Below are 20,924 nucleotides of genomic sequence, written 5' to 3'. Positions count from 1 at the left end.
CTACCCGCGGCGCCGCCGTCCCATCCGGGCCACCTCGGCGGCCGCGGCGCGCGCCCGGGCGAGGTCGGCGGGGGTGTCGCAGTCGGTCCAGGGCGGTGGCAGGCCTGGGGTGAGGGTCGGGTGCAGCCGCCGCACCGCCAGGGGGGCGAGCACCTTGCGCACCGAGGTGGGGCCGGTGACCCCGTCGACGGCGCCCCGGAGCGCCGCGGTCCGCCACACGCCGAGCAGCAGCTGGTCGCGGTCGGTGTCGTCGACGACCAGCACGCCGTCGCCGGTCAGCCGTTCGCGCAGGGCGCGGATCAGGTCGGGCGTGAGGAACGGCAGGTCGCCGGCGAGCACGGCGACGACCTCGGTGTGGACGGCGGCCAGCCCGGCCCGCATCGCGGCCACCGGCCCACCCCGGGGCGGCTCCTCGCGGACCACGAGCACACCCGGGGGCACCGGCTGCGGCGGGCCCACGACCACCCGCGGCTCGGCGTCGGCCGCCGCGGCGAGGACGGCGGCCAGCATGGTCCGGCCGCCGACGTCGAGCTGCGGCTTGGCCTGCCCGCCCATCCGCGCGGCGCGGCCGCCGGCCAGGACGACGGCGGCGTAGGGCGGCAACGCGGACACAGCCAGCACCGTAGGGCCCGGGCGTGGGTACCGTCGCCCTCCGTGGGACGAGTCACGAGCCGGACGCCGGTGCTGCGGATCCGCGGCTCGGCGCGCACCACCCGACCGGACACCGTGGCGGCGGAGGAGCCGCTGGAGATCCGCCTGTCCGGCACGCCGCTGGCGGTGACCATGCGGACCCCGGGGGACGACTTCGACCTGGTGCACGGCTTCCTCGCCACCGAGGGCGTGATCGGCAGCGCGGACGACGTCCTGGGGCTGCGCTACTGCGACTCGGTCGACCCCGACGGCCGCAACACCTACAACGTCGTCGACGTCGACCTCGCCCCCGGGGTGGAGGCGCCCGACACCGCGCTGGACCGGAACTTCTACACGTCCAGCTCCTGTGGCGTCTGCGGCAAGGCCAGCATCGAGGCGATCCGGACGCGGACCCGCTACGACGTCGCGGGCGACGCCGTCCGGCTGGAGCTGTCGACGCTGCTCGCGCTGCCCGACCGGCTGCGCGCGGCCCAGCAGGTGTTCGACAAGACCGGCGGCCTGCACGCGGCCGGCCTGTTCACCGCCGCGGGCGAGCTGGTCGCGCTGCGGGAGGACGTCGGCCGGCACAACGCCGTCGACAAGGTGGTCGGCGACGCGGTGCGCGGGGGCCGGCTGCCGCTGGCCGGGCACGTCCTCATGGTCAGCGGCCGGGCCAGCTTCGAGCTCACCCAGAAGGCGGCGATGGCCGGCATCCCGGTGCTGGCCGCGGTGTCGGCGCCGTCGTCGCTGGCCGTGGAGCTCGCCGCCGACGCCGGCATCACCCTGGTCGGGTTCCTCCGCGGCGACGGCTGCAACGTCTACACCCGCCGCGAGCGCCTGGTCCTCCCCGAGTAGGGAGCCGCCCCGCGACGAAGTCCGGAGTGGGCTCAGCGCCGGTCGGGGACGGTACGTGGCCGCGGTGCGACGCGGAGCGTCGCAGTGTCATCGCTCAGTGGTCGCCGCCGCGCAGTTGCGAGACCACGTGCGGCAGCAGCGGTCCGAGCACCGCGAGCCCGTCGCGCACCCCGCCGGTGGAGCCGGGCAGGTTGACGATGAGCGTCCGCCCGGCCGTGCCGGCCAGCCCCCGGGAGAGCACCGACGTCGGCACCTTCGGCTCGCCGTACCGGCGGACCGCCTCGGCGAGGCCCGGGGCCTCCCGTTCGAGCACCGCACGGGTCGCCTCGGGGGTGACGTCGGTGGGGGAGAGCCCGGTGCCGCCGGTGGTGAGGACGACGTCGGTGCCGGAGGCGACCGCCTCGCGCAGCACCACCTCGAGCTCGGCGACGTCGTCGGGGCGCACGTGCGGGCCCTCGACGGTGAAGCCCAGCTCCCGCAGCCCCTCGGCGAGCGCCTGCCCGCTGCGGTCGGCGTAGACCCCGGCGGCGGCGCGGTTGGAGGCGGTGACGACCACGGCGCGCGCGTCGGCCGGCAGCTCGCTCATCTCCGCCACTCCCCGCTCTTCCCGCCGGACTTGGCCAGCAGCCGGACGTCGGTGATCGTCGCCCGCGGGTCCACCGCCTTGACCATGTCGATGACGGTCAGCCCGGCCACGGCGACGGAGGTGAGCGCCTCCATCTCCACCCCGGTGCGGTCGGCGGTGCGCGCGGTCGCGGTGATCTCGACCGCGTCGTCGGCCACGGTCACGTCCACCGTGACGCCGTGCAGCGCGATCGGGTGGCACAACGGCACCAGGTCCGGCGTCCGCTTGGCCCCGGCGATGCCGGCGATGCGCGCGACGGCGACCGCGTCGCCCTTGGGCACCCCCTCACCGCGCAGGAGCGCGACGACCTCGGAGCTGACCAGCACCCGTCCGGCCGCGGTCGCCTCCCGGGCCGTCACCGGCTTGGCCGAGACGTCGACCATGCGGGCGGCGCCGGCCGCGTCGACGTGGGTCAGCCGCGGCGCCTGGGCCAGGGGCGAGTGCACGCTCTCCTCGCGGGTGGGGTTGTCCGCCGTCGGGTCGATGCTCGTGGGGTCACCGGTCACTGTGCACTCCTGTTCGTCTCCGGCACTGCTCCGCTCCTCGCTCGCCGGCGCTCGCTGCGATGCTCACAGCGCCGTCGACTCACTGGAGCGCTCCTTCGATCAGCACGACGTCCACCTGGGCGCCGGCGGGCAGTTCGGTGACGTCCTCGGGGACGACGACCAGGCAGTTGGCGCGGGCCAGGTGCGCGACCAGGTGCGACCCGGGGCCGCCGACCTGGGAGACCCGCCCGCCGTCGAAGCGCCCGCGCAGGAACTGGCGGCGGCCGGCGGGGGAGCGCAGCGGGGCGGTCAGCGTCGCCGGGGCGCGCAGCCGGCCGGGGGTGGCGTGCCCCAGCGCGCGGCGCAGCGCGGGCCGTACGAAGACCTCGAAGGACACGAAGGAGCTCACCGGGTTCCCGGGGAGGGTGACCACCGGGACGCCGTCCACCGTCCCCGCGCCCTGCGGGCCGCCCGGCTGCATCGCCACCTTCACGAACTCGACGGTGCCCAGCGCCCGGAAGACGTCCTTGACCACCTCGTAGGCGCCCGCGCTCACACCGCCGCTGGTGACCAGCAGGTCGGCGGTGGCCAGCTCGGCGCGCACGGTGGCGAGGAACTGGTCGACGTCGTCGGGGACGAAGTGCAGCCGCCGGGCCGTCCCGCCTGCGTCCTCGACCGCGGCGACCAGCAGGGCGGAGTTGGACTCGTAGATCTGGCCGGGCAGCAACGGCTCGCCGGGGGCGACCAGCTCGCTGCCGGTGGAGAGCACCAGCACCCGTGGGCGGCGGCGAACGGTCAGCGTCCGGGCCCCGACGGCGGCGGCCAGGCCCAGCTGTGCGGCGCCCAGCGGGGTCCCGGCGGTCAGCGCCACCGTGCCCGCGGCGATGTCCTCCCCGGCCCGGCGCAGGTGGGTGCCGGCCGCCGGCGCGTCCCGGATCTCCACCACGTCGGTGCCGCCGTCGGTGAGTTCCACCGGCACGACGACGTCGGCGCCGGCCGGCAGGGGCGCGCCGGTCATGATCCGCTGCACGGTCCCCGGCGCCAGGGGCCGGACGTCGGTGCGACCGGCGGGGATGTCGTCGGCGACGGGCAGCCGGACCGGCAGGGAGGAGACCTCCGCCGAGCGCGCGGCGTACCCGTCCATCGCGGAGTTGTCGAAGCCGGGGAGCGGCACGGCGGCGGGCAGGTCCCGCGCGAGGACGCGGTTGTGCGCCGCGGCGAGCGCCACCTCCTCCTCGGGCATGTCCGGCAGGAGGGCGGCGACGACCGCCTGGTGTTCCTCGACCGTGCGCACGGGCACATCCTGACCGATCGCCCACGACCGCACCCGGGAGCCCGGAGGAGACCAGCGGATCGCCGGGGGGCGCGGCGCCGGCCCGGAGGACCCGGCAGGGGCGGCCGCGGCGGCGGCCTGCCGCACGGTGGCGCACGCCGGTGGCCGCCCGACCTGTCGCCGGCGCGCTGCGGGGGTCGTCGGCCGGCACCGGCCTTCCTGAGGGTCCGGTCGCCGTCCCGGGGTGAGGCCGCCCGGCGCCGCCGCTAGGGTCGGCGGAGGCGTAGGCAGGAGGGGTGTGCGTGAGCGAGATCGACCGGATGCTGGCGGCCAACACGGCCTGGGCGCGGCGGTTCCCCGGCTCGAAGGACGTCCGTCCGGCCCGGCGCGTCGCCGTGGTGGCCTGCATGGACTCCCGGATGCCGCTGTTCCAGATGCTCGGCCTCGAGGTCGGCGACGCGCACGTCATCCGCAACGCCGGCGGCGTCATCACCGAGGACGTCGTCCGTTCGCTCACCGTCTCCCAGCACGTGCTCGGGACCCGCGAGATCCTGCTCGTGCACCACACGCAGTGCGGGCTGCAGGCCACGGACGACAACTCGTTCGCCGATCTCGTGGAGCAGGCCACCGGGCGTCGGCCCCCGTGGGCGGTGCGCGCCTTCCGCGACGCCGACGAGGACGTGCGCGAGTCGATGCGGCTCATCCACGAGAGCCCGTACCTGCTCTCCCGCGAGGTCCGGGGCACCGTCTACGACGTCGAGTCCGGCCAGTTGCACGAGGTGCGCTGAGCGGTCCGTCCGCTCCGGCTCGATGCCGGGGAGCCGCCGGCTGGTATCGTGATCGGCTGGCGCGCGGGCCGGCTGGTGCCCGCGCGTGCTGCACCGTCTCCCGTGCTCGGTGAGGCGATCCCACCAGCCGATCCGACGACGACGGAGGACACGAGCGCCGTGCGCACGTACACCCCCAAGCCCGGCGAGGTCAGCCGGGCCTGGCACGTCATCGACGCCACTGACGTGGTGCTCGGTCGACTCGCCAGCCAGACCGCGCAGCTGCTGCGCGGCAAGCACAAGCCCCAGTACGCCCCGCACGTGGACGTCGGCGACTTCGTCGTCATCGTCAACGCGGGCAAGGTCGCTCTGACCGGCACCAAGCGGGAGACGAAGAACGCCTACCGCCACTCCGGTCACCCCGGTGGTCTCAAGACCATCAACGTCGGCGACCAGCTGAAGACCCACCCCGACCGCGTCATCGAGCGCGCGATCAAGGGGATGCTGCCGCACAACAGCCTGGGCCGGCAGATGCTCAAGAAGCTGAAGGTGTACGCCGGGCCCGAGCACCCGCACGCCGCGCAGCAGCCCCAGCCCTACGAGATCAAGCAGGTGGCCCAGTGACCAGCGCACTGACCGTGACCGACGCCGAGGGGCGTCCGGTGCAGACCGTCGGCCGGCGCAAGGAGGCCATCGTCCGCGTGCGGCTGCTGCCCGGCACCGGCCAGTTCCGCCTCAACGGCCGCACCATCGAGGACTACTTCCCGAACAAGGTGCACCAGCAGCTCATCCGTGAGCCGTTCGTGATCCTCGAGAAGGCCGAGCAGTACGACGTCGTCGGCATCCTGCGGGGTGGCGGTGTCAGCGGCCAGGCCGGTGCGCTGCGCCTGGCGATCGCCCGCGCCCTGGTCGAGGTCGAGGCCGAGGACCGTCCGGCGCTCAAGAAGGCCGGCTTCCTCACGCGTGACGCCCGCGTCACCGAGCGGAAGAAGTACGGCCTGAAGAAGGCGCGCAAGGCGCCTCAGTACTCGAAGCGCTGACCGGTACGCCCGTGGGTCGCCTCTTCGGGACCGACGGCGTCCGGGGTCGGGCCAACGCCGACCTCACGCCGGAGTTGGCCCTCTCGGTGGCACGTGCTGCCGCCGGCGTGCTCGCCGACCGCGACGGGACCTCGCGTCCCGTCGCGGTCGTCGGCCGTGACCCCCGCGCCAGCGGGGAGATGCTCGAGGCCGCCGTCGTGGCGGGCCTCGCCAGTGCCGGTGCGGAGGTGCTGCGCGCCGGGGTGCTGCCCACCCCGGCGATCGCGCACCTCACGGCGCACACCGGCGCCGACCTCGGCGTGATGATCTCCGCCAGTCACAACCCGATGCCCGACAACGGCATCAAGCTGTTCAGCCGCGGTGGGCACAAGCTGCCCGACGCCGTCGAGGCCGCGATCGAGCAGGTCGTCGCCGCCGGTGACTCGGGAGCCCACCGGCCCACCGGTGCCGACATCGGGCGCGTCCGCGACCTGCCCGATGCCGCCGCGACCTACGTCGAGCACCTGCTGACCACGGTGGACAAGCCGCTGACCGGCCTCACCCTCGTCGTCGACTGCGCGCACGGCGCCGCCGCCTCCGTCGCCCCCGAGGTCTACCGCCGGGCGGGTGCCACGGTGCACGTCATCGGCGGTGAACCCGACGGCTGGAACATCAACGACGGCATCGGCTCCACCCACCTGGAGCCGCTGACCGAGGCCGTCCGGGCGCACGGCGCCGACCTGGGCATCGCCCACGACGGGGACGCCGACCGCTGCCTCGCGGTGAGCGCGACCGGGGAGCCGGTCGACGGCGACGCGATCCTGGCCGTCTGCGCGCTGGGGCTCAAGGAGCGCGGCGAGCTCGCCGGGGACACCGTCGTCGCCACGGTGATGAGCAACCTCGGCTTCCACCACACCATGCGCGACGCCGGCATCGCCGTGCACACGACCGCCGTCGGCGACCGCTACGTGCTCGAGGCCCTGCGCGATCGGGGGCTCAGCCTCGGTGGGGAGCAGAGCGGGCACCTGGTGTTCCTCGACCACGCCACCACCGGCGACGGGCTGCTCACCGGCCTGGCGCTGCTGTCGCGGATGGCGGCCACCGGCTCGTCGCTGGCGGAGCTGGCCTCGGTCGTGCAGCGGCTGCCGCAGGTGCTGGTCAACGTGCCGGTCCGCGACCGGCTGGCCGTCGTGGAGAGCGACGCCGTCGCCGCCGCGGTGAACGCCTGCGAGGCCGAGCTGGGCGACGACGGCCGGGTGCTGCTGCGCCCGTCGGGCACCGAGCAGCTGGTCCGCGTGATGGTCGAGGCGCCCACCCAGGAGCAGGCCGACGGCATCGCCGCCCGGCTCGCGGAGGTCGTCGCCTCCGTCGACTGAGCCTCGTTCGAGTGAGGCGAGCGTTACGCCGCACGAAGGGGTGGATCACCGTCGCGAGGGACGGTGGCGTCCGCTTCCGCCGGTACCCTCGGGACAATGTGCGGAATCGTGGGATACGTCGGCCCGCAGAACGCCCTGGACGTCGTCCTGGACGGCCTGCGCCGGCTGGAGTACCGGGGGTACGACTCGGCGGGCGTCGCCGTCCTCGCTGACGGGGAGATGGCGACGGCGAAGAAGGCCGGCAAGCTGGCCAACCTGGAGAAGGTCCTCGCCGACCGTCCCCTGCCCTCGGCGACCATCGGCCTCGGGCACACCCGGTGGGCCACCCACGGCGGGCCGACCGACCGCAATGCGCACCCGCACGTGTCCGCCGACGGCAAGGTCGCGGTGGTGCACAACGGGATCATCGAGAACTTCGCCGCCCTGCGCGCCGAGTGCGAGGCCGCCGGCGTCGAGTTCACCTCCGAGACCGACACCGAGGTCGCCGCGCACCTGCTCGCGGCGCACTACGCGGAGACGCCGGAGGGCCCGGGCCGGCTGGCCGAGGCGATGCGCGCGGTGAGCCGGCGGCTCGAGGGTGCGTTCACCCTCGTGGCCTCCCACGCCGACGAGCCCGACACCCTCGTCGCCTCCCGCCGCAACAGCCCGCTGGTGGTGGGCGTCGGCGACGGCGAGTACTTCCTGGGCTCCGACGTCGCCGCGTTCATCGCGCACACCCGGGAGGCCCGGGAGCTCGGCCAGGACCAGGTCGTCGAGATCGACCGCGAGCGGGGCCTCACGGTCACCGACTTCGCCGGCACGGTCGTCGAGCCGACCGCCTACACCGTGGACTGGGACGCCGCGGCCGCCGAGAAGGGCGGCCACGACTGGTTCATGCTCAAGGAGATCGCCGAGCAGCCGCAGGCCGTCGCCGACACCCTGCTGGGCCGGCTCGGCGACAACGGCGAGCTGGTGCTCGACGAGGTGCGCCTGTCCGACCAGGAGCTGCGCGAGATCGACAAGGTCTTCGTCGTCTCCTGCGGCACCTCCTACCACGCCGGGCTGATCGCCAAGTACGCCATCGAGCACTGGACCCGCATCCCGGTCGAGGTCGAGGTGGCCAGCGAGTTCCGCTACCGCGACCCGGTGCTCGACCGCTCCACGCTGGTCGTCGTCATCAGCCAGTCCGGCGAGACCATGGACACGCTGATGGCGCTGCGGCACGCCAAGGAGCAGAAGGCCCGCGTGCTGGCGATCTGCAACGTCAACGGGTCGACCATCCCGCGCGAGTCCGACGCGGTTCTCTACACCCACGCCGGGCCCGAGGTCGCGGTCGCCTCGACCAAGAGCTTCCTGGCCCAGATCGTGGCCTGCTACCTGGTCGGGCTGTTCCTCGCCCAGGTCCGGGGCATCAAGTTCGCCGACGAGGTCGCCACGATCGTCGAGGAGCTGCGCCGCACGCCGGAGGCGGTGCGCGAGGTGCTGTCCCAGATGGAGCCGGTGCGCGAGCTCGGCCGCTCCCTGGCCGACGCCGACACGATCCTGTTCCTCGGCCGGCACGTCGCCTTCCCGGTGGCGCTGGAGGGCGCGCTCAAGCTCAAGGAGCTCGCCTACATCCACGCCGAGGGGTTCGCGGCCGGCGAGCTCAAGCACGGCCCGATCGCGCTCATCGACGAGGGCACCCCGGTCGTCGTCGTGGTGCCTTCACCGCGGGCGCGGGAGTCGGTGCACGGCAAGGTGGTCTCCAACATCCAGGAGGTCCGGGCCCGCGGTGCGCGCACGATCGTGATCGCCGAGGAGGGCGACGAGGACGTCGTCCCCTACGCCGACCACATCATCCGCGTGCCGCAGACCCCGACGCTCATGGCGCCGCTGGTCACCTCGGTGCCGCTGCAGGTGCTCGCCTGCGAGATCGCCGACACCCGCGGCTACGACGTCGACCAGCCCCGCAACCTGGCCAAGTCGGTCACCGTCGAGTGAGCTGATCGCCGACCGCACTCTGTCGCCGCCGACCTCGCCACACACCGCCAGGTCGGCGGCGCTGTGCTGAGGTCGGTGTCCGCACCGGCACGCAGGCCGGACGGCGGCAGGGCAGACTGACCGGGTGATCATCGGGGTCGGCATCGACGTGGTGCCGGTGGACCGTTTCGCCGCCTCACTGGTCCGCACGCCCGGGCTGCGCGACCGCCTGTTCACCGCCGCCGAGCAGCGCACACCCTCGGGGACACCGCGCACGGGGGAGTCGCTGGCCGCCCGCTTCGCGGCCAAGGAGGCCCTCGCCAAGGCCCTCGGCGCCCCCGGAGACCTGCGCTGGCACGACGCCGAGGTCACCGTGGGCGAGCACGGTCGGCCGCACCTGCAGGTCCGGGGCAGCGTCGCCGGCCGGGCCGCCCAGCTCGGCGTCAGCTCCTGGCACGTGTCCCTGAGCCACGATGGCGGCATCGCGTCGGCCGTGGTGGTCGCCGAGGGGGTCGGGCGGGCGGCAACGGGTGCTCAGGACGAGGCGCCGTGATCGGGCTCCACACCGCCGAGGAGGTGCGCGCCGCGGAGGCGCCGCTGCTCGCCGCCACGCCCGAGGGCACGCTGATGCAGCGGGCCGCCACGGGGCTGGCGACGGTGTGCCTGCGGCTGCTGGGCCGGGCCGTCGGCGTCCGGGTCACCGCCTTGGTGGGCGCCGGCAACAACGGCGGGGACGCGCTGTTCGCCGGCGCCGCCCTCGCCCGGCGCGGCGCGCGGGTGACCGCCGTCCTCCTGGACGCCGAGCGCGCCCACCCGGCCGGCCTCGCCGCGCTGCGGGCCGCCGGTGGGCGGGTCGCCGGCCCCGACGGGCCCACCGGGCTCGACCGCGCCGACCTCGTGCTGGACGGGGTCGTCGGCATCGGCGGCGCCGGCGGGCTGCGTCCGGCGGCCGCCGCGCTGGTCGAGCAGGCGGCCACCGGGCCCGGGCTGATGGTCGCCGTCGACGTGCCCAGCGGCGTCGACGCCGACACGGGCGCGGTGCGAGGCGCGGCGTTCCCCGCCCAGCACACGGTGACCTTCGGCGCGGTCAAGCCCGGGCTGGTGGTGGGGGAGGGCCGCGGGTACGCGGGGACGGTCCACCTCGTCGAGATCGGGCTGGACCTGCCGGCCGCGTCGGTCCGCCGGCTGGCCGACGCCGACGTCGCGGCGCGGATCCGGCCGCCGCACGCCGGCGACGACAAGTACACGCAGGGCGTGGTGGGCATCGTCGCCGGCTCGTCGACCTACCCGGGGGCCGCCGTCCTGTGCACCGGGGCGGCGCTGCGGACCCGGCCGGGCCTGGTCCGCTACGCGGGGACGGCGGCGGAGGGGGTGCGCGCCGCCTGGCCGGAGGTGATCGTCACCGAGGGCCGGCCCGGCGACGCCGGCCGCGTGCAGGCCTGGGTGGTGGGCCCCGGCATGGGCACCGACGACGACGCGCGCAGCGTGCTGGCCGAGGTGCTGGCCACCGACCTGCCGGTATTGGTGGACGCCGACGCGCTGACGATGGCCGCGCAGCAGCCGGAGCTGGTGCGCGACCGCGGCGCTCCCACCGTGCTGACCCCGCACGACCGGGAGTTCGCCCGGTTCGGCGCCGACGTCACCGCGGACCGGATCGGCTCGGCCCGCCGGCTGGCCGCCGACCTGGGCGCCGTCGTGCTGCTCAAGGGCGACGCCACGGTGGTCGCCGCGCCCGACGGCACCGCGTTCGTCAACGGCACCGGCACCCCGTGGCTGGCCACGGCCGGTACCGGTGACGTGCTCTCCGGCATCGGCGGGGCGCTGTTGGCCACCGGGCTGCCGGCGGTCGAGGCGGCGGCGGTGGCCGCGCACGTGCACGGCCGCGCGGGGCAGGCGGCCGCCGAGCACGGCCCGCTGATCGCCGGGGACCTGGTCCGCCGGTTGCCCGCGACGCTGGCCCGCCTGCACGGGGCCCCGGCCGGCCGCCTGGGAGACTCGGGGACGTGACCGACCGAGCCCGCGCGGAGATCCTCGTCGACCTGGACGCCATCGCCGCCAACACCGCGGTGCTGCGCGAGCGGGTCGGGCGGCCGCTGATGGCGGTGGTCAAGGCCGACGGCTACGGGCACGGCATGCTCCCCGCGGCCCGCGCCGCCCTGGCCGGTGGCGCCGACGCGCTCGGGGTCGCCGTCCTGGAGGAGGCGCTGGCGCTGCGCGCGGCCGGCATCACCGCCCCCGTGCTCGCCTGGCTGCACGCCCCCGGCACCGACTACGCCGCCGCGCTCACCGCCGACGTCGAGCTCTCCGTCAGCGCCGAGTGGGCCCTGGCCGAGGTGGTGGCGGCGGCCCGCGCCACCGGCCGCACCGCCCGGGTGCACCTGTTCGCCGACACCGGGCTCTCCCGCGAGGGCGCCACCGAGGCCGACTGGCCCGGTCTGGTGGCCGCGGCGGCACGGGCGCAGGCCGGCGGCGAGGTCGAGGTGGTCGGGCTGTGGAGCCACATGGCCTACGCCGACGCCCCGACGCACCCGACGATCGGCGCGCAGGTCCGGGTGTTCGAGCAGGCCGTCGCGATCGCCCGCACGGCCGGGCTGACCGACGCCCGGCGGCACATGGCCAACTCCGCGGCGACCGTCGCCCTGCCCGAGACCTGGTACGACATGGTCCGGCCCGGTGTCGCGATCTACGGCCTGGACCCGCTCGGCGGGGATCCCGCCGTGCACGGCCTGCGCCCGGCGATGACGGTCCGGGCTTCGGTGGCGCTGACCAAGCGGGTCCCGGCCGGGGTGGGCGTCTCCTACGGGCACACCTACTTCCCGGAGGCCGAGACCACCCTCGTCCTCGTGCCGGTCGGGTACGCCGACGGCGTGCCGCGGGCGGCCGGCAACCACGCTCCCGTCCTGGCCGCCGGAGCGCACCGGACCATCGCCGGCCGGGTCTGCATGGACCAGTTCGTGCTGGACGTCGGCGACGCCGAGGTGCAGGCCGGCGACGAGGTCGTGCTCTGGGGGCCGGGGGATCGCGGCGAGCCGACCGCGCAGCAGTGGGCCGACGCCGTCGACACCATCCACTACGAGCTGGTCACCCGGGTCGGGGGCCGGTTCACCCGCCGCCACGTGGGCTCGGCGGGCGCGGTCTGATGGCGGCCCGCAAGCAGCCGGCCCCGAGGAAGGGCTCCCCGCACCACCGCGTCGGCATCGTCGGCGCCGTCCTGGGCCTGGCCGCCGCCGGCACCGCGGTCGGCATCGGGCTCAGCCGCGCCGCGGCGCGCCGGGTGGGCGCCGAGCGGCTGGGGTCGGCGGCGGGGCTGCCGGCCGGGGCCACCGACGCGCAGCTGCGGGAGGACGACCCGCTGGGCCCGGCCGCGCGGCGCGCCGACCGGACGGCGCTGGTCCTGGCCGACGACGGCGTCCTGCTCGACGTGGAGGAGGTCGGCCCGGCGGACGCGCCGCTGACCGTCGTCTTCGTGCACGGCTACACGCTGTCGATGGCGTCGTGGACCTTCCAGCGGCGGGCACTGGGCGCGGAGCTCGCCACCGCCAACGGCTCCCGCCCGAAGGCCCGGCTGGTCTTCTACGACCAGCGCGGCCACGGCTCCTCCGGTCGCGGACCGGCCGAGCACTCGACGATGGAGCAGCTGGGCCGCGACCTCGCCCGGGTCATCGAGAGCCGGGCGCCGCGGGGACCGGTGGTCCTGGTCGGCCACTCGATGGGCGGCATGACGATCATGGCGCTGGCCGCGCTGCGGCCCGAGCTGTTCGGCACCAAGGTCGTCGGCGCCGCGCTGATGAGCACCTCCAGCGGGAACCTGGCCGACCTGGACTTCGGGATGCCCGAGCTGCTCACCCGGGTGCGGGCTGCCTTCCTCCCGGTGGCGGCGTTCACGATGCGCCGCCGTCCGGCCTTCGCCGAGCGCACCCGCCGGCTGGCCGCCGACCTCATCTCGCACGTGACGTGGGCCCTGTCCTTCGCGTCGGCCGACGTGGACCCGGCCCTCGGGCGCTATGTCGACTCGATGATCGCCGGCACGCCGGTCGAGGTGATCGCGGAGTTCTACCCGGCGCTGGCCGGCATGGACCACACCGCCGCGCTGGAGCCGATGCGCGGCATCCCGACGCTGGTGCTCACGGGGGCCAAGGACACGCTCATCCCCAGCCAGCACAGCGACGCGATCGTCGAGCGGCTGCCGGACAGCGACTACGTGACGGTGCAGGACGCCGGCCACATGGTGCTGCTCGAGAAGCCCGACGAGGTGACCGCCGCGCTCTCGGCGCTGCTGCGGCGGGTGATCGCACAGAGCCCGGCGGTGGCCGACCACAACGACGCGTCAGAGCACTGAGGATCAGGGGGCGCCGCCGTCGATCGACACGTACCCGCCGGCGACGGAGGAGCGGCCCGCGCGCCGGTAGGCGGCCAGCCGCGGATCGCTGTGGTCGACATCCCGGGAGCGACGGCCCGGCCGGGCCGGCCGGAGGGACGTGCCGGGCCGTTCGAAGATCTCCGCCCGCAGCCGCTGGTCGTCCATCGCCGACCGTCCACCCAGTGCCACGCGCGTCGCCTCGGGATCCCCCGTGCTCGGCTGTCGGCCGACCTCGCGCAGCACCCTGCGTCCGAGGCGGGTCGGGGTTGGGGACCGGTGGCCGCGGCGCAGGAGGCTCAGTGCGCCGACCCGGCCGAGCAGTCCAGCCTCCCGAAGCCGTCGGCCGACGTCGAGCACTCGGTCGTCCTCGGCCAGGCGCCAGCAGACGGTGTCGACGGACCGGTGTCCGAGCGGACCGACCGCGTCGAGGACGGCCGCCTCCACCGGGTGGCGGCGAGACAGCCCGGCGGTGACCAGGTGGCCGGCGGATCGGACCCGCACGCGCCCGTCGCGGATGAGGACGACCAGCGCGGTGTCCACGACCCGGCGGGTGCCGCCGGCGAGGAATGCGACGTCGTAGAGGTCCAGGCGGGGGAGTCGGACGTGAACCGCCATTGGCCGGCTGCCCTTCGACGTAGGGGGTGGTGCCACCTCGGGCCCACGTTCGCACCCCGGGTCCGGGCAGCGGAAGGGTGTCGCGCCGCCGTTAGGGTGCTGGTCGTGGCCGCACCCCGTCCGCCCCGGTTCGACGCCGCCGCGGAGGAGGTGGCCCGCACCGCCGCCGCGGCGCCGGACTGGGCCGCCCTGGCCGCCGCGGCCCGGCCCTGCGTGGCCTGCCCGGAGCTGGCCGCCACAAGGCAGCACGTGGTGGTCGGCGACGTCCCGGCTTCCGGCCGTCCCCGGCTGGCGCTGGTCGGCGAGGCCCCTGGCGCGCAGGAGGACGCGAGCGGCCGGCCGTTCGTGGGGAGGTCCGGCGCCCTGCTCGACCAGCTGCTGGCCGAGGCCGGGCTCGACCGCGGCGAGGCCGCCGTGCTCAACGTGGTCAAGTGCCGCCCTCCGGGCAACCGGACGCCGAAGGCCCCGGAGGTGGCGCGCTGCAGCGGCTGGCTTCGGCGGCAGCTGGAGCTGCTGGACCCGCCGATCGTCGTCGCCCTCGGCCTGTCGTCGGCCAAGTGGTTCCTGGGACCGCGGACCGTCCTGGCCGGGGTCCGCGGGCGGGCGCACGAGGTGGACGGCCGCGCGGTGTGGGCCACCTACCACCCGTCGGCGGCGATCCGGTTCGGACCCAACGGCGCGCCGCGGGCCGGGCTGCTCGCCGACCTGACCGCGGTCGCGAGGAGCCTGCCGTGAAGCGCGAGCACGTGCTGCCCACCCCGGAGGACACCCGCGCGTTCGGTGCGGCCCTGGCCGGGCTGTTCCGCGCCGGGGACCTCGTCGTGCTGGTCGGCCCGCTGGGAGCGGGCAAGACCGCGCTCACCCAGGGCGTCGGCGACGCGCTCGGCGTGCGCGAGCCGGTCACCTCCCCGACGTTCGTCATCTCCCGGGTGCACCGGGGCGGCCGGCTGCCGCTGGTGCACGTCGACGCCTACCGTCTCGGCGGCGTGGCCGACGTCGACGACCTGGACCTCGACGCCTCGGCCGACGAGTCGGTCACCGTCGTCGAGTGGGGCCAGGGCAAGGTCGAGCAGCTCGCCGACGAGCACCTGGAGGTGCGGCTGGACCGCCGCGACGACGACGTCCGGACGGCGCTGCTCGTGCCGCACGGCCCCGGCTGGGAGCGGCGCCTGGACGGCGCTGCGTAACCTGGGCGTCCGTGCTCGTCCTCGCCCTCGACACCGCCACCCCGACGCTGGTCGCCGGCCTGGCGCGCTGGTCCCCGGAGGGCCCGGTCGAGGTCCTCGCCGAGCGGGCCGTGCCCTCCGGCAACCGGCACGCCGAGCTGCTCACCGTCGCCGTGACCGAGGTGCTGGGCGAGGGTGGCCTGTCGACGGCCGACGTCGACGCCGTCGTGACCGGCCTGGGCCCGGGTCCGTTCACCGGGCTGCGGGTCGGCGTGGTCACCGCCGTGGCCCTCGCCGACGCGCGTGGGCTGCCCGCCGTCGGCGTGTGCTCGCTGGACGCGATCGGCTCCGGCGCCCGCACCGTGGTCACCGACGCCCGCCGCAAGGAGGTCTACTGGGCCGCCTACGGCGCCGACGGGGCACGCACTGCCGGCCCCGGCGTGGTCCGGCCGGAGGAGCTGACCGTCGAGGGCCCGGTGGTCGGCGACCCGCGGTTCGCCGAGCGGCTGGGCGTCGAGGTCACCCCGGCCGAGGTGACGACGTCGGGGCTGCTGCGGGCCGCGGCGGCGCAGCTGGCCGACCCGTCGTCCGCCGGGCCGCTGGTGCCGCTGTACCTGCGCCGCCCGGACGCGGTCCCGCCGACGTCGTTCAAGCCGGTGACCACGACGTGAGGGTCCGGCTGCGGCCGATGCGGCTGGCCGACCTCGCGGCCGTCCTCGAGCTCGAGGAGGAGCTGTTCGCCCCGGACACCTGGACCGCGGCGATGTACCGCGACGAGCTGTCCCGCACCGACACCCGGTACTACCTGGTGGCCGAGGACGGCGACCGGCTCGTCGGGTACGCGGGGCTGATCGCCTACGACGACGAGGCGCACGTGGCCACCATCGGGGTGGCCGCCGACCGGCAGGGCGAGGGGATCGGCGCGCAGTTGCTCGACGCGCTGCTGGAGGAGGCCGACCGGCGCAGTCCGGTGGTGCTGCTGGAGGTCCGCGCCGACAACGAGGTGGCGCAGGGGCTCTACCGGCGGCGCGGGTTCACCGAGATCGGCCGGCGCCGCGGCTACTACCAACCGAGCGGCACCGACGCCGTCGTGATGAAGCGGGAGAAGTCGTGAGCGAGCCGCTGGTCCTCGGTTTCGAGACCTCGTGCGACGAGACCGGGGTCGGGCTGGTGCGCGGGCGGACGCTGCTGTCCGACGCGCTGGCCACCTCGATGGCCGAGCACGAGCGCTTCGGCGGCGTCGTCCCGGAGATCGCCTCGCGGGCGCACCTGGAGGCGATGGTCCCCACGGTGCACCGCGCCCTGGCCGAGGCGGGCGTGCGGGCCGACGACGTCGACGCGATCGCGGTGACCGCCGGTCCCGGGCTGACCGGCGCGCTGCTGGTCGGCCTCGCCGCGGCCAAGGCGTACGCGCTGGCGCTGGGCAAGCCGCTGTACGGGGTCAACCACCTCGCCGCGCACGTCGCCGTCGACGAGTTGCAGCACGGCGAGCTCGCCGAGCCCTCGCTGGCGCTGCTGGTCTCCGGCGGGCACAGCTCGCTGCTGCTCGTGCCCGACCTCTCCCGCGAGGTGCAGTCGCTGGGCCGGACCATCGACGACGCGGCGGGGGAGGCCTTCGACAAGGTGGCCCGCGTGCTGGGCCTGCCCTTCCCCGGCGGGCCGCCGATCGACAAGGCGGCCCGCGAGGGGGACCCGGCCGCGATCGACTTCCCGCGCGGGCTGACCGGCCCCCGCGACGCCCCCTACGACTTCTCCTTCTCCGGGCTGAAGACCGCCGTCGCCCGCTGGGTCGAGGCACGGCAGCGGGCCGGGGAGCCGGTGCCGGTCGCCGACGTCGCGGCGTCCTTCCAGGAGGCGGTGGCCGACGTGCTGACGAGGAAGGCCGTCCGCGCCTGCCAGGACCACGGCGTCGACCACCTGGTGCTCGGCGGCGGTGTGGCGGCCAACTCGCGGCTGCGGGCGCTGGCCGAGGAGCGGTGCGCGAAGGCCGGGATCGTGCTGCGCGTCCCCAGCCCCCGGCTGTGCACCGACAACGGCGCGATGGTCGCCGCGCTCGGCTCGCGGCTGGTCGCGGCGGGCGTGGCGCCGTCCGCCCCGGACCTCGGCGCGGACAGCTCCCTGCCGATCGACGTCGTCACGCGGTGAGCGGGAGGGCAGAGATGGCCATCTCTGCCCTCAGGAGGCGTCGCAGAGCAGCGCCGTCGGGGCCCCGGCGACCCGCGTGACGACGACGACCGCCGACCCCGCGCCCGGGCCGCGCAGCTGCCGGGCCAGCTGCTCCGGCTCGATCGCCGACCCGCGCTTCTTCACCACCACCCGGCCGACGCCGCGCGCCCGCAGCAGCGCCTTGAGCTTCTTGAGGTTGAACGGCAGCACCTCGGCGACCCGGTACGAGGAGACCCACGGGGAGCCGGCCGGGGCGTCGGAGGTGAGGTAGGCGATCGTCGGGTCGACGAGGGTGGCGCCCAGCTCGTCGGCGACCAGCGCGACCAGGCCCGACCGGATCACCGCCGGGTCGGGCTCGTGCAGCCAGCCGCGCACCGGGCCCACCGAGGCCGGCCCCGGGTCGGCGTCGGCGGTCAGCTCCAGCACCGCGCCGTCGCGGACCAGCGACGCCCGCCGCCACGTCTCGGTGAGCGCCCGCCCCCACAGCAGTGCCTCGACGATCGAGCCGCCCACCGACACCCACTCCGCCTCCACGCCGGCGGGCACCCGCTCGTGGTCCAGCCCGGGCGCCACCTTCACCACGGCGCGCGGCACGCGGTCCAGCAGCGCGGCGACGGTCGACCACGGCGGGGACCACCGGTCGGGGTCCAGCTGCCGCCGTCCGCCGGCCCGCCGCGCGGGGTCCAGGACGGCGGCGCCGCACCCGGCCACCCCTCCGCCGGCGGCCGCGGCCACGAGGTCGACGACGTCGCCGTCCACCACCGTGACCCGGTCGGCGACGCCCAGCGCCGCGGCGTTGGCCCCGGTGAGCTCCCGGGCGAGCGGGTCCCGGTCGACGGCGACCACCGAGGCGCCCGCCCGGGCCAGCGCGACGGTGTCCGTGCCCGAGGCGCACCCGAGGTCGGCCGCCGTGGACCCGCCGCCGGACAGCAGGCGCGTCGCGCGGCGGGCGGCCAGGATCGGCCGACCGGCCTGCTCCAGGGTGTCGGCGGTCAGGAACAGGGCGTCGGCGTCCGGGCCGAACACCGGGCGGGCGCGGGCACGCAGCCGCGCCAGCTCCCAGGCGGGCCCGGCGTGCGCGGGCCCCACCTCCGCCCGCAGTCGTCCCAGCGCGGTCAGCAGGTCGGCGCCCTCGGCGAGCAACCCGGCCGCGCGGGCCGCCGCCGACCGGCCCTCCGGTGTCTGCAGCCACCTGAGCTGGACGAGCGCGTCGGGAGCGGGCTCGTCGGGCACGGTGCCAGCGTGACGCACGGGTCCGTCGCCCGGTCCGGGGACCCGGTTGAGCGGCTGGCACTCTCATGGGTAGAGTGCCAATCGACACGGGCAGGTGCCTGATCCCCGCGACGGCAGGCCGTCCGCACCGTGCCACAGCATCAGCACCCACAGCCGTCCGACACCGAAGGGGGCGTCGCCGACGTGACGACCGCTACCAAGGTCAACATCAAGCCGCTGGAGGACCGTGTCGTGGTCCAGGCCAACGAGGCCGAGACCACCACCGCCTCCGGTCTGGTCATCCCCGACACCGCCAAGGAGAAGCCGCAGGAGGGCACGGTCATCGCCGTGGGCCCCGGTCGCATCGACGACAACGGCAACCGCGTGCCGCTCGACGTCAGCGTCGGCGACGTGGTCATCTACTCCAAGTACGGCGGCACCGAGGTCAAGTACGCCGGCGAGGAGTACCTGGTCCTCTCCGCGCGGGACCTGCTCGCCGTCGTCGAGAAGTAGAAGGACCTCGTCCTCCTCATCCCTCGCGAGCTCGGGACGAGCCTCTGGACGAGGCCGTTCCAGCACGACACCAGACCGCCCCGGCGACCCGCATCTGACCGGGTCCCGGGGCGGTCGTCGTCGGTCCCGCACCACCCTGAGATCGGAAGGGCCCATGGCCAAGATCATCAAGTTCAACGAGGACGCCCGCCGTTCGCTCGAGCGGGGCGTCGACAAGCTCGCCGACGCGGTCAAGGTGACCCTCGGCCCGCGGGGGCGCAACGTCGTCCTCGACAAGAAGTTCGGCGCGCCGACCATCACCAACGACGGCGTGACCATCGCCCGCGAGGTCGACCTCGAGGACCCGTACGAGAACCTCGGCGCCCAGCTGGCCAAGAACGTCGCCACCAAGACCAACGACGTGGCCGGCGACGGCACCACGACCGCCACCGTGCTGGCCCAGGCCCTGGTCAAGGAGGGCATGCGCAACGTCGCCGCGGGCGCGGGCCCGATGGCGCTGGGTGCCGGCATGCGCGCGGCCGCCGACGCGGTGTCGAAGGCCCTCGACGAGGTCGCCATCCCCGTCTCCGAGCAGCAGGCCATCGCCGGCGTCGCCACGATCTCCGCGCAGGACGCCGAGGTCGGCCGGCTGATCAGCGAGGCCATGGAGAAGGTCGGCAAGGACGGCGTCATCACCGTCGAGGAGAGCAACACCCTCTCCACCGAGCTCGACGTCACCGAGGGCGTGCAGTTCGACAAGGGCTACCTGTCGCCCTACTTCGTCACCGACCAGGAGGCCATGGAGGCCGTCCTGGACGACGCTCTGGTTCTGCTCGTCCAGGGCAAGATCAGCGCACTGGCCGACCTGCTGCCGCTGCTGGAGAAGGTCCTGTCGACCGGCAGCCGCCCGCTGCTGATCGTCGCCGAGGACGTCGAGGGTGAGGCGCTGTCCACCCTCGTCGTCAACTCGATCCGCAAGACGATCAAGGTCGTCGCGGTGAAGTCGCCCTACTTCGGCGACCGTCGCAAGGCGTTCATGACCGACCTCGCCGTCGTCACCGGCGGTCAGGTGGTCAGCGAGGACGTCGGCCTCAAGCTCGACCAGGTCGGCCTGGAGGTGCTCGGCACCGCGCGGCGCGTCGTGGTCGACAAGGACAACACCACGATCGTCGACGGCGGCGGCACCCGCGAGGCCATCGGCGACCGCGTGGCCCAGATCCGCCGCGAGATCGAGGCCACCGACTCCGACTGGGACCGCGAGAAGCTGCAGGAGCGGCTGGCCAAGCTCGCCGGCGGCATCGGCGTCATCCGCGTCGGTGCGGCCACCGAGGTCGAGATGAAGGAGAAGAAGCACCGCATCGAGGACGCCATCGCCGCCACCCGCGCCGCGGTGGAGGAGGGCGTCGTCCCCGGTGGTGGCTCGGCGCTGGTCCACGCGGCTGCGGCGATCGACTCCCTCGGCCTCTCCGGTGACGAGCTGACCGGCGCGCGCGCCGTGCGGACCGCGCTGGACGCCCCGCTGGTGCGGATCGCCGAGAACGCCGGCTTCGAGGGCCGGGTCGTCGTCGCCAAGGTGCGCGAGGCCGGCAAGGGCTCGGGCTTCAACGCCGCCACCGGCGAGTTCGGCGACCTGGCGGCGCAGGGCGTCATCGACCCGGTCAAGGTCACCAAGGCCGCGCTGAACAACGCCGTCTCGATCGCCGCGATGGTGCTCACCACCGACTCCGCCGTCGTCGATGCTCCCGAGGAGCAGCACGACCACGCCGGCGGCGGGCACCACACGCACGGTCACTCGCACGGCCACGGGCACGCCCACTGAGGTGAGCCCCGCCTCCTGACGAGATCGGCGATCTCACACGCTTCCCGTCGTCGGGACGTGCGAGATCGCCGATCTCGCCGCTCAGGAAGGCGCCAGAACGCCGAGAGGGCGGGTCCGGATCGACCG

At 75.4% G+C, this 20,924-nt stretch carries 23 protein-coding genes; 17 read left to right on the top strand and 6 right to left on the bottom strand.

The features are described from left to right. A complete protein-coding gene (gene mobA / locus ACI79D_RS06385) occupies positions 1–612 on the bottom strand; it encodes a molybdenum cofactor guanylyltransferase (protein ID WP_456917508.1) in 612 nt (203 codons plus the stop codon). Positions 613–654: 42 nt separating this feature from the next. Between mobA and fdhD the strand changes: the two genes are divergently transcribed. Further along, a complete protein-coding gene (gene fdhD / locus ACI79D_RS06380) occupies positions 655–1,485 on the top strand; it encodes a formate dehydrogenase accessory sulfurtransferase FdhD (protein ID WP_456917507.1) in 831 nt (276 codons plus the stop codon). Between the two features lie 94 nt (positions 1,486–1,579). On the opposite strand, the gene ACI79D_RS06375 is transcribed toward fdhD, so the two are convergent. The 3 genes from ACI79D_RS06375 to moeA all read right to left on the bottom strand — a co-directional run bounded on the left by ACI79D_RS06375 (position 1,580) and on the right by moeA (position 3,889). Continuing rightward, on the bottom strand, positions 1,580–2,071 hold the full coding sequence (locus ACI79D_RS06375) for a MogA/MoaB family molybdenum cofactor biosynthesis protein (RefSeq protein ID WP_456917506.1): 492 nt from the start codon (positions 2,069–2,071) through the stop codon (positions 1,580–1,582). Further along, on the bottom strand, positions 2,068–2,616 hold the full coding sequence (moaC, locus tag ACI79D_RS06370; RefSeq protein ID WP_456917505.1) for a cyclic pyranopterin monophosphate synthase MoaC: 549 nt from the start codon (positions 2,614–2,616) through the stop codon (positions 2,068–2,070). Before moaC ends, ACI79D_RS06375 begins: the two co-directional genes overlap by 4 nt. A gap of 79 nt (positions 2,617–2,695) precedes the next feature. Continuing rightward, entirely contained in the window at positions 2,696–3,889 is a 1,194-nt protein-coding gene (gene moeA, locus ACI79D_RS06365; RefSeq protein ID WP_456917504.1) for a molybdopterin molybdotransferase MoeA, read from the bottom strand. A 281-nt stretch (positions 3,890–4,170) separates the two neighbouring features. Between moeA and ACI79D_RS06360 the strand changes: the two genes are divergently transcribed. From ACI79D_RS06360 to ACI79D_RS06320, 9 genes are all read left to right on the top strand, one after another. Then, positions 4,171–4,656: a beta-class carbonic anhydrase gene (locus ACI79D_RS06360; protein ID WP_456917503.1), complete on the top strand. Its 486-nt coding sequence runs from the start codon at positions 4,171–4,173 to the stop codon at positions 4,654–4,656. A 159-nt stretch (positions 4,657–4,815) separates the two neighbouring features. After that, positions 4,816–5,259: a 50S ribosomal protein L13 gene (gene rplM / locus ACI79D_RS06355; RefSeq protein ID WP_456909039.1), complete on the top strand. Its 444-nt coding sequence runs from the start codon at positions 4,816–4,818 to the stop codon at positions 5,257–5,259. Further along, the gene (gene rpsI / locus ACI79D_RS06350; protein WP_456917502.1) at positions 5,256–5,675 is read left to right on the top strand and encodes a 30S ribosomal protein S9; all 420 of its coding nucleotides are present in this window, start codon (positions 5,256–5,258) and stop codon (positions 5,673–5,675) included. Before rplM ends, rpsI begins: the two co-directional genes overlap by 4 nt. An 11-nt stretch (positions 5,676–5,686) precedes the next feature. After that, a complete protein-coding gene (glmM, locus tag ACI79D_RS06345; protein ID WP_456917501.1) occupies positions 5,687–7,030 on the top strand; it encodes a phosphoglucosamine mutase in 1,344 nt (447 codons plus the stop codon). A gap of 96 nt (positions 7,031–7,126) precedes the next feature. After that, positions 7,127–8,989: a glutamine--fructose-6-phosphate transaminase (isomerizing) gene (glmS, locus tag ACI79D_RS06340; protein ID WP_456917500.1), complete on the top strand. Its 1,863-nt coding sequence runs from the start codon at positions 7,127–7,129 to the stop codon at positions 8,987–8,989. 124 nt (positions 8,990–9,113) lie between these two features. Continuing rightward, positions 9,114–9,521, top strand: a complete 408-nt coding sequence (locus ACI79D_RS06335; protein ID WP_456917499.1) for a holo-ACP synthase — start codon at positions 9,114–9,116, stop codon at positions 9,519–9,521. Then, complete coding sequence (locus ACI79D_RS06330) at positions 9,518–10,975, top strand: NAD(P)H-hydrate dehydratase (RefSeq protein ID WP_456917498.1); 1,458 nt, start codon at positions 9,518–9,520, stop codon at positions 10,973–10,975. The genes ACI79D_RS06335 and ACI79D_RS06330 overlap by 4 nt, the downstream gene beginning before the upstream one ends. Next, positions 10,972–12,108: an alanine racemase gene (alr, locus tag ACI79D_RS06325; RefSeq protein WP_456917497.1), complete on the top strand. Its 1,137-nt coding sequence runs from the start codon at positions 10,972–10,974 to the stop codon at positions 12,106–12,108. The genes ACI79D_RS06330 and alr overlap by 4 nt, the downstream gene beginning before the upstream one ends. Further along, a complete protein-coding gene (locus tag ACI79D_RS06320) occupies positions 12,108–13,307 on the top strand; it encodes an alpha/beta fold hydrolase (protein WP_456917496.1) in 1,200 nt (399 codons plus the stop codon). Before alr ends, ACI79D_RS06320 begins: the two co-directional genes overlap by 1 nt. Positions 13,308–13,310: 3 nt before the next feature. On the opposite strand, the gene ACI79D_RS06315 is transcribed toward ACI79D_RS06320, so the two are convergent. After that, complete coding sequence (locus tag ACI79D_RS06315; RefSeq protein ID WP_456917495.1) at positions 13,311–13,943, bottom strand: TIGR04222 domain-containing membrane protein; 633 nt, start codon at positions 13,941–13,943, stop codon at positions 13,311–13,313. Positions 13,944–14,048: 105 nt separating this feature from the next. Between ACI79D_RS06315 and ACI79D_RS06310 the strand changes: the two genes are divergently transcribed. The 5 genes from ACI79D_RS06310 to tsaD are packed head-to-tail and all read left to right on the top strand — an operon-like array spanning position 14,049 to position 17,254. After that, positions 14,049–14,678: a uracil-DNA glycosylase gene (locus ACI79D_RS06310; protein WP_456917494.1), complete on the top strand. Its 630-nt coding sequence runs from the start codon at positions 14,049–14,051 to the stop codon at positions 14,676–14,678. Continuing rightward, positions 14,675–15,130 carry a tRNA (adenosine(37)-N6)-threonylcarbamoyltransferase complex ATPase subunit type 1 TsaE gene (tsaE, locus tag ACI79D_RS06305; protein ID WP_456917493.1) on the top strand — a complete coding sequence of 152 codons (456 nt, stop codon included), beginning with the start codon at positions 14,675–14,677 and terminating at the stop codon, positions 15,128–15,130. Before ACI79D_RS06310 ends, tsaE begins: the two co-directional genes overlap by 4 nt. Before the next feature lie 11 nt (positions 15,131–15,141). Next, positions 15,142–15,780 carry a tRNA (adenosine(37)-N6)-threonylcarbamoyltransferase complex dimerization subunit type 1 TsaB gene (gene tsaB / locus ACI79D_RS06300; RefSeq protein WP_456917492.1) on the top strand — a complete coding sequence of 213 codons (639 nt, stop codon included), beginning with the start codon at positions 15,142–15,144 and terminating at the stop codon, positions 15,778–15,780. Next, on the top strand, positions 15,777–16,223 hold the full coding sequence (rimI, locus tag ACI79D_RS06295) for a ribosomal protein S18-alanine N-acetyltransferase (protein ID WP_456917491.1): 447 nt from the start codon (positions 15,777–15,779) through the stop codon (positions 16,221–16,223). The genes tsaB and rimI overlap by 4 nt, the downstream gene beginning before the upstream one ends. Then, a complete protein-coding gene (tsaD, locus tag ACI79D_RS06290; protein ID WP_456917490.1) occupies positions 16,220–17,254 on the top strand; it encodes a tRNA (adenosine(37)-N6)-threonylcarbamoyltransferase complex transferase subunit TsaD in 1,035 nt (344 codons plus the stop codon). Before rimI ends, tsaD begins: the two co-directional genes overlap by 4 nt. Before the next feature lie 30 nt (positions 17,255–17,284). Here tsaD and ACI79D_RS06285 read toward each other — a convergent pair whose 3' ends face one another. After that, positions 17,285–18,508 carry a THUMP-like domain-containing protein gene (locus ACI79D_RS06285; protein WP_456917489.1) on the bottom strand — a complete coding sequence of 408 codons (1,224 nt, stop codon included), beginning with the start codon at positions 18,506–18,508 and terminating at the stop codon, positions 17,285–17,287. A 183-nt stretch (positions 18,509–18,691) separates the two neighbouring features. Here ACI79D_RS06285 and groES point away from each other — a divergent pair, with 183 nt between their 5' ends. Then, entirely contained in the window at positions 18,692–19,000 is a 309-nt protein-coding gene (groES, locus tag ACI79D_RS06280) for a co-chaperone GroES (RefSeq protein WP_456917488.1), read from the top strand. Positions 19,001–19,154: 154 nt separating this feature from the next. After that, positions 19,155–20,798: a chaperonin GroEL gene (gene groL / locus ACI79D_RS06275; RefSeq protein WP_456917487.1), complete on the top strand. Its 1,644-nt coding sequence runs from the start codon at positions 19,155–19,157 to the stop codon at positions 20,796–20,798. The last annotated feature ends 126 nt before the right edge of the window (positions 20,799–20,924 follow it).

It is taken from the genome of Geodermatophilus sp. SYSU D00708, from assembly GCF_054050115.1.
This window is presented reverse-complemented; position numbering and strand designations above follow the sequence as displayed.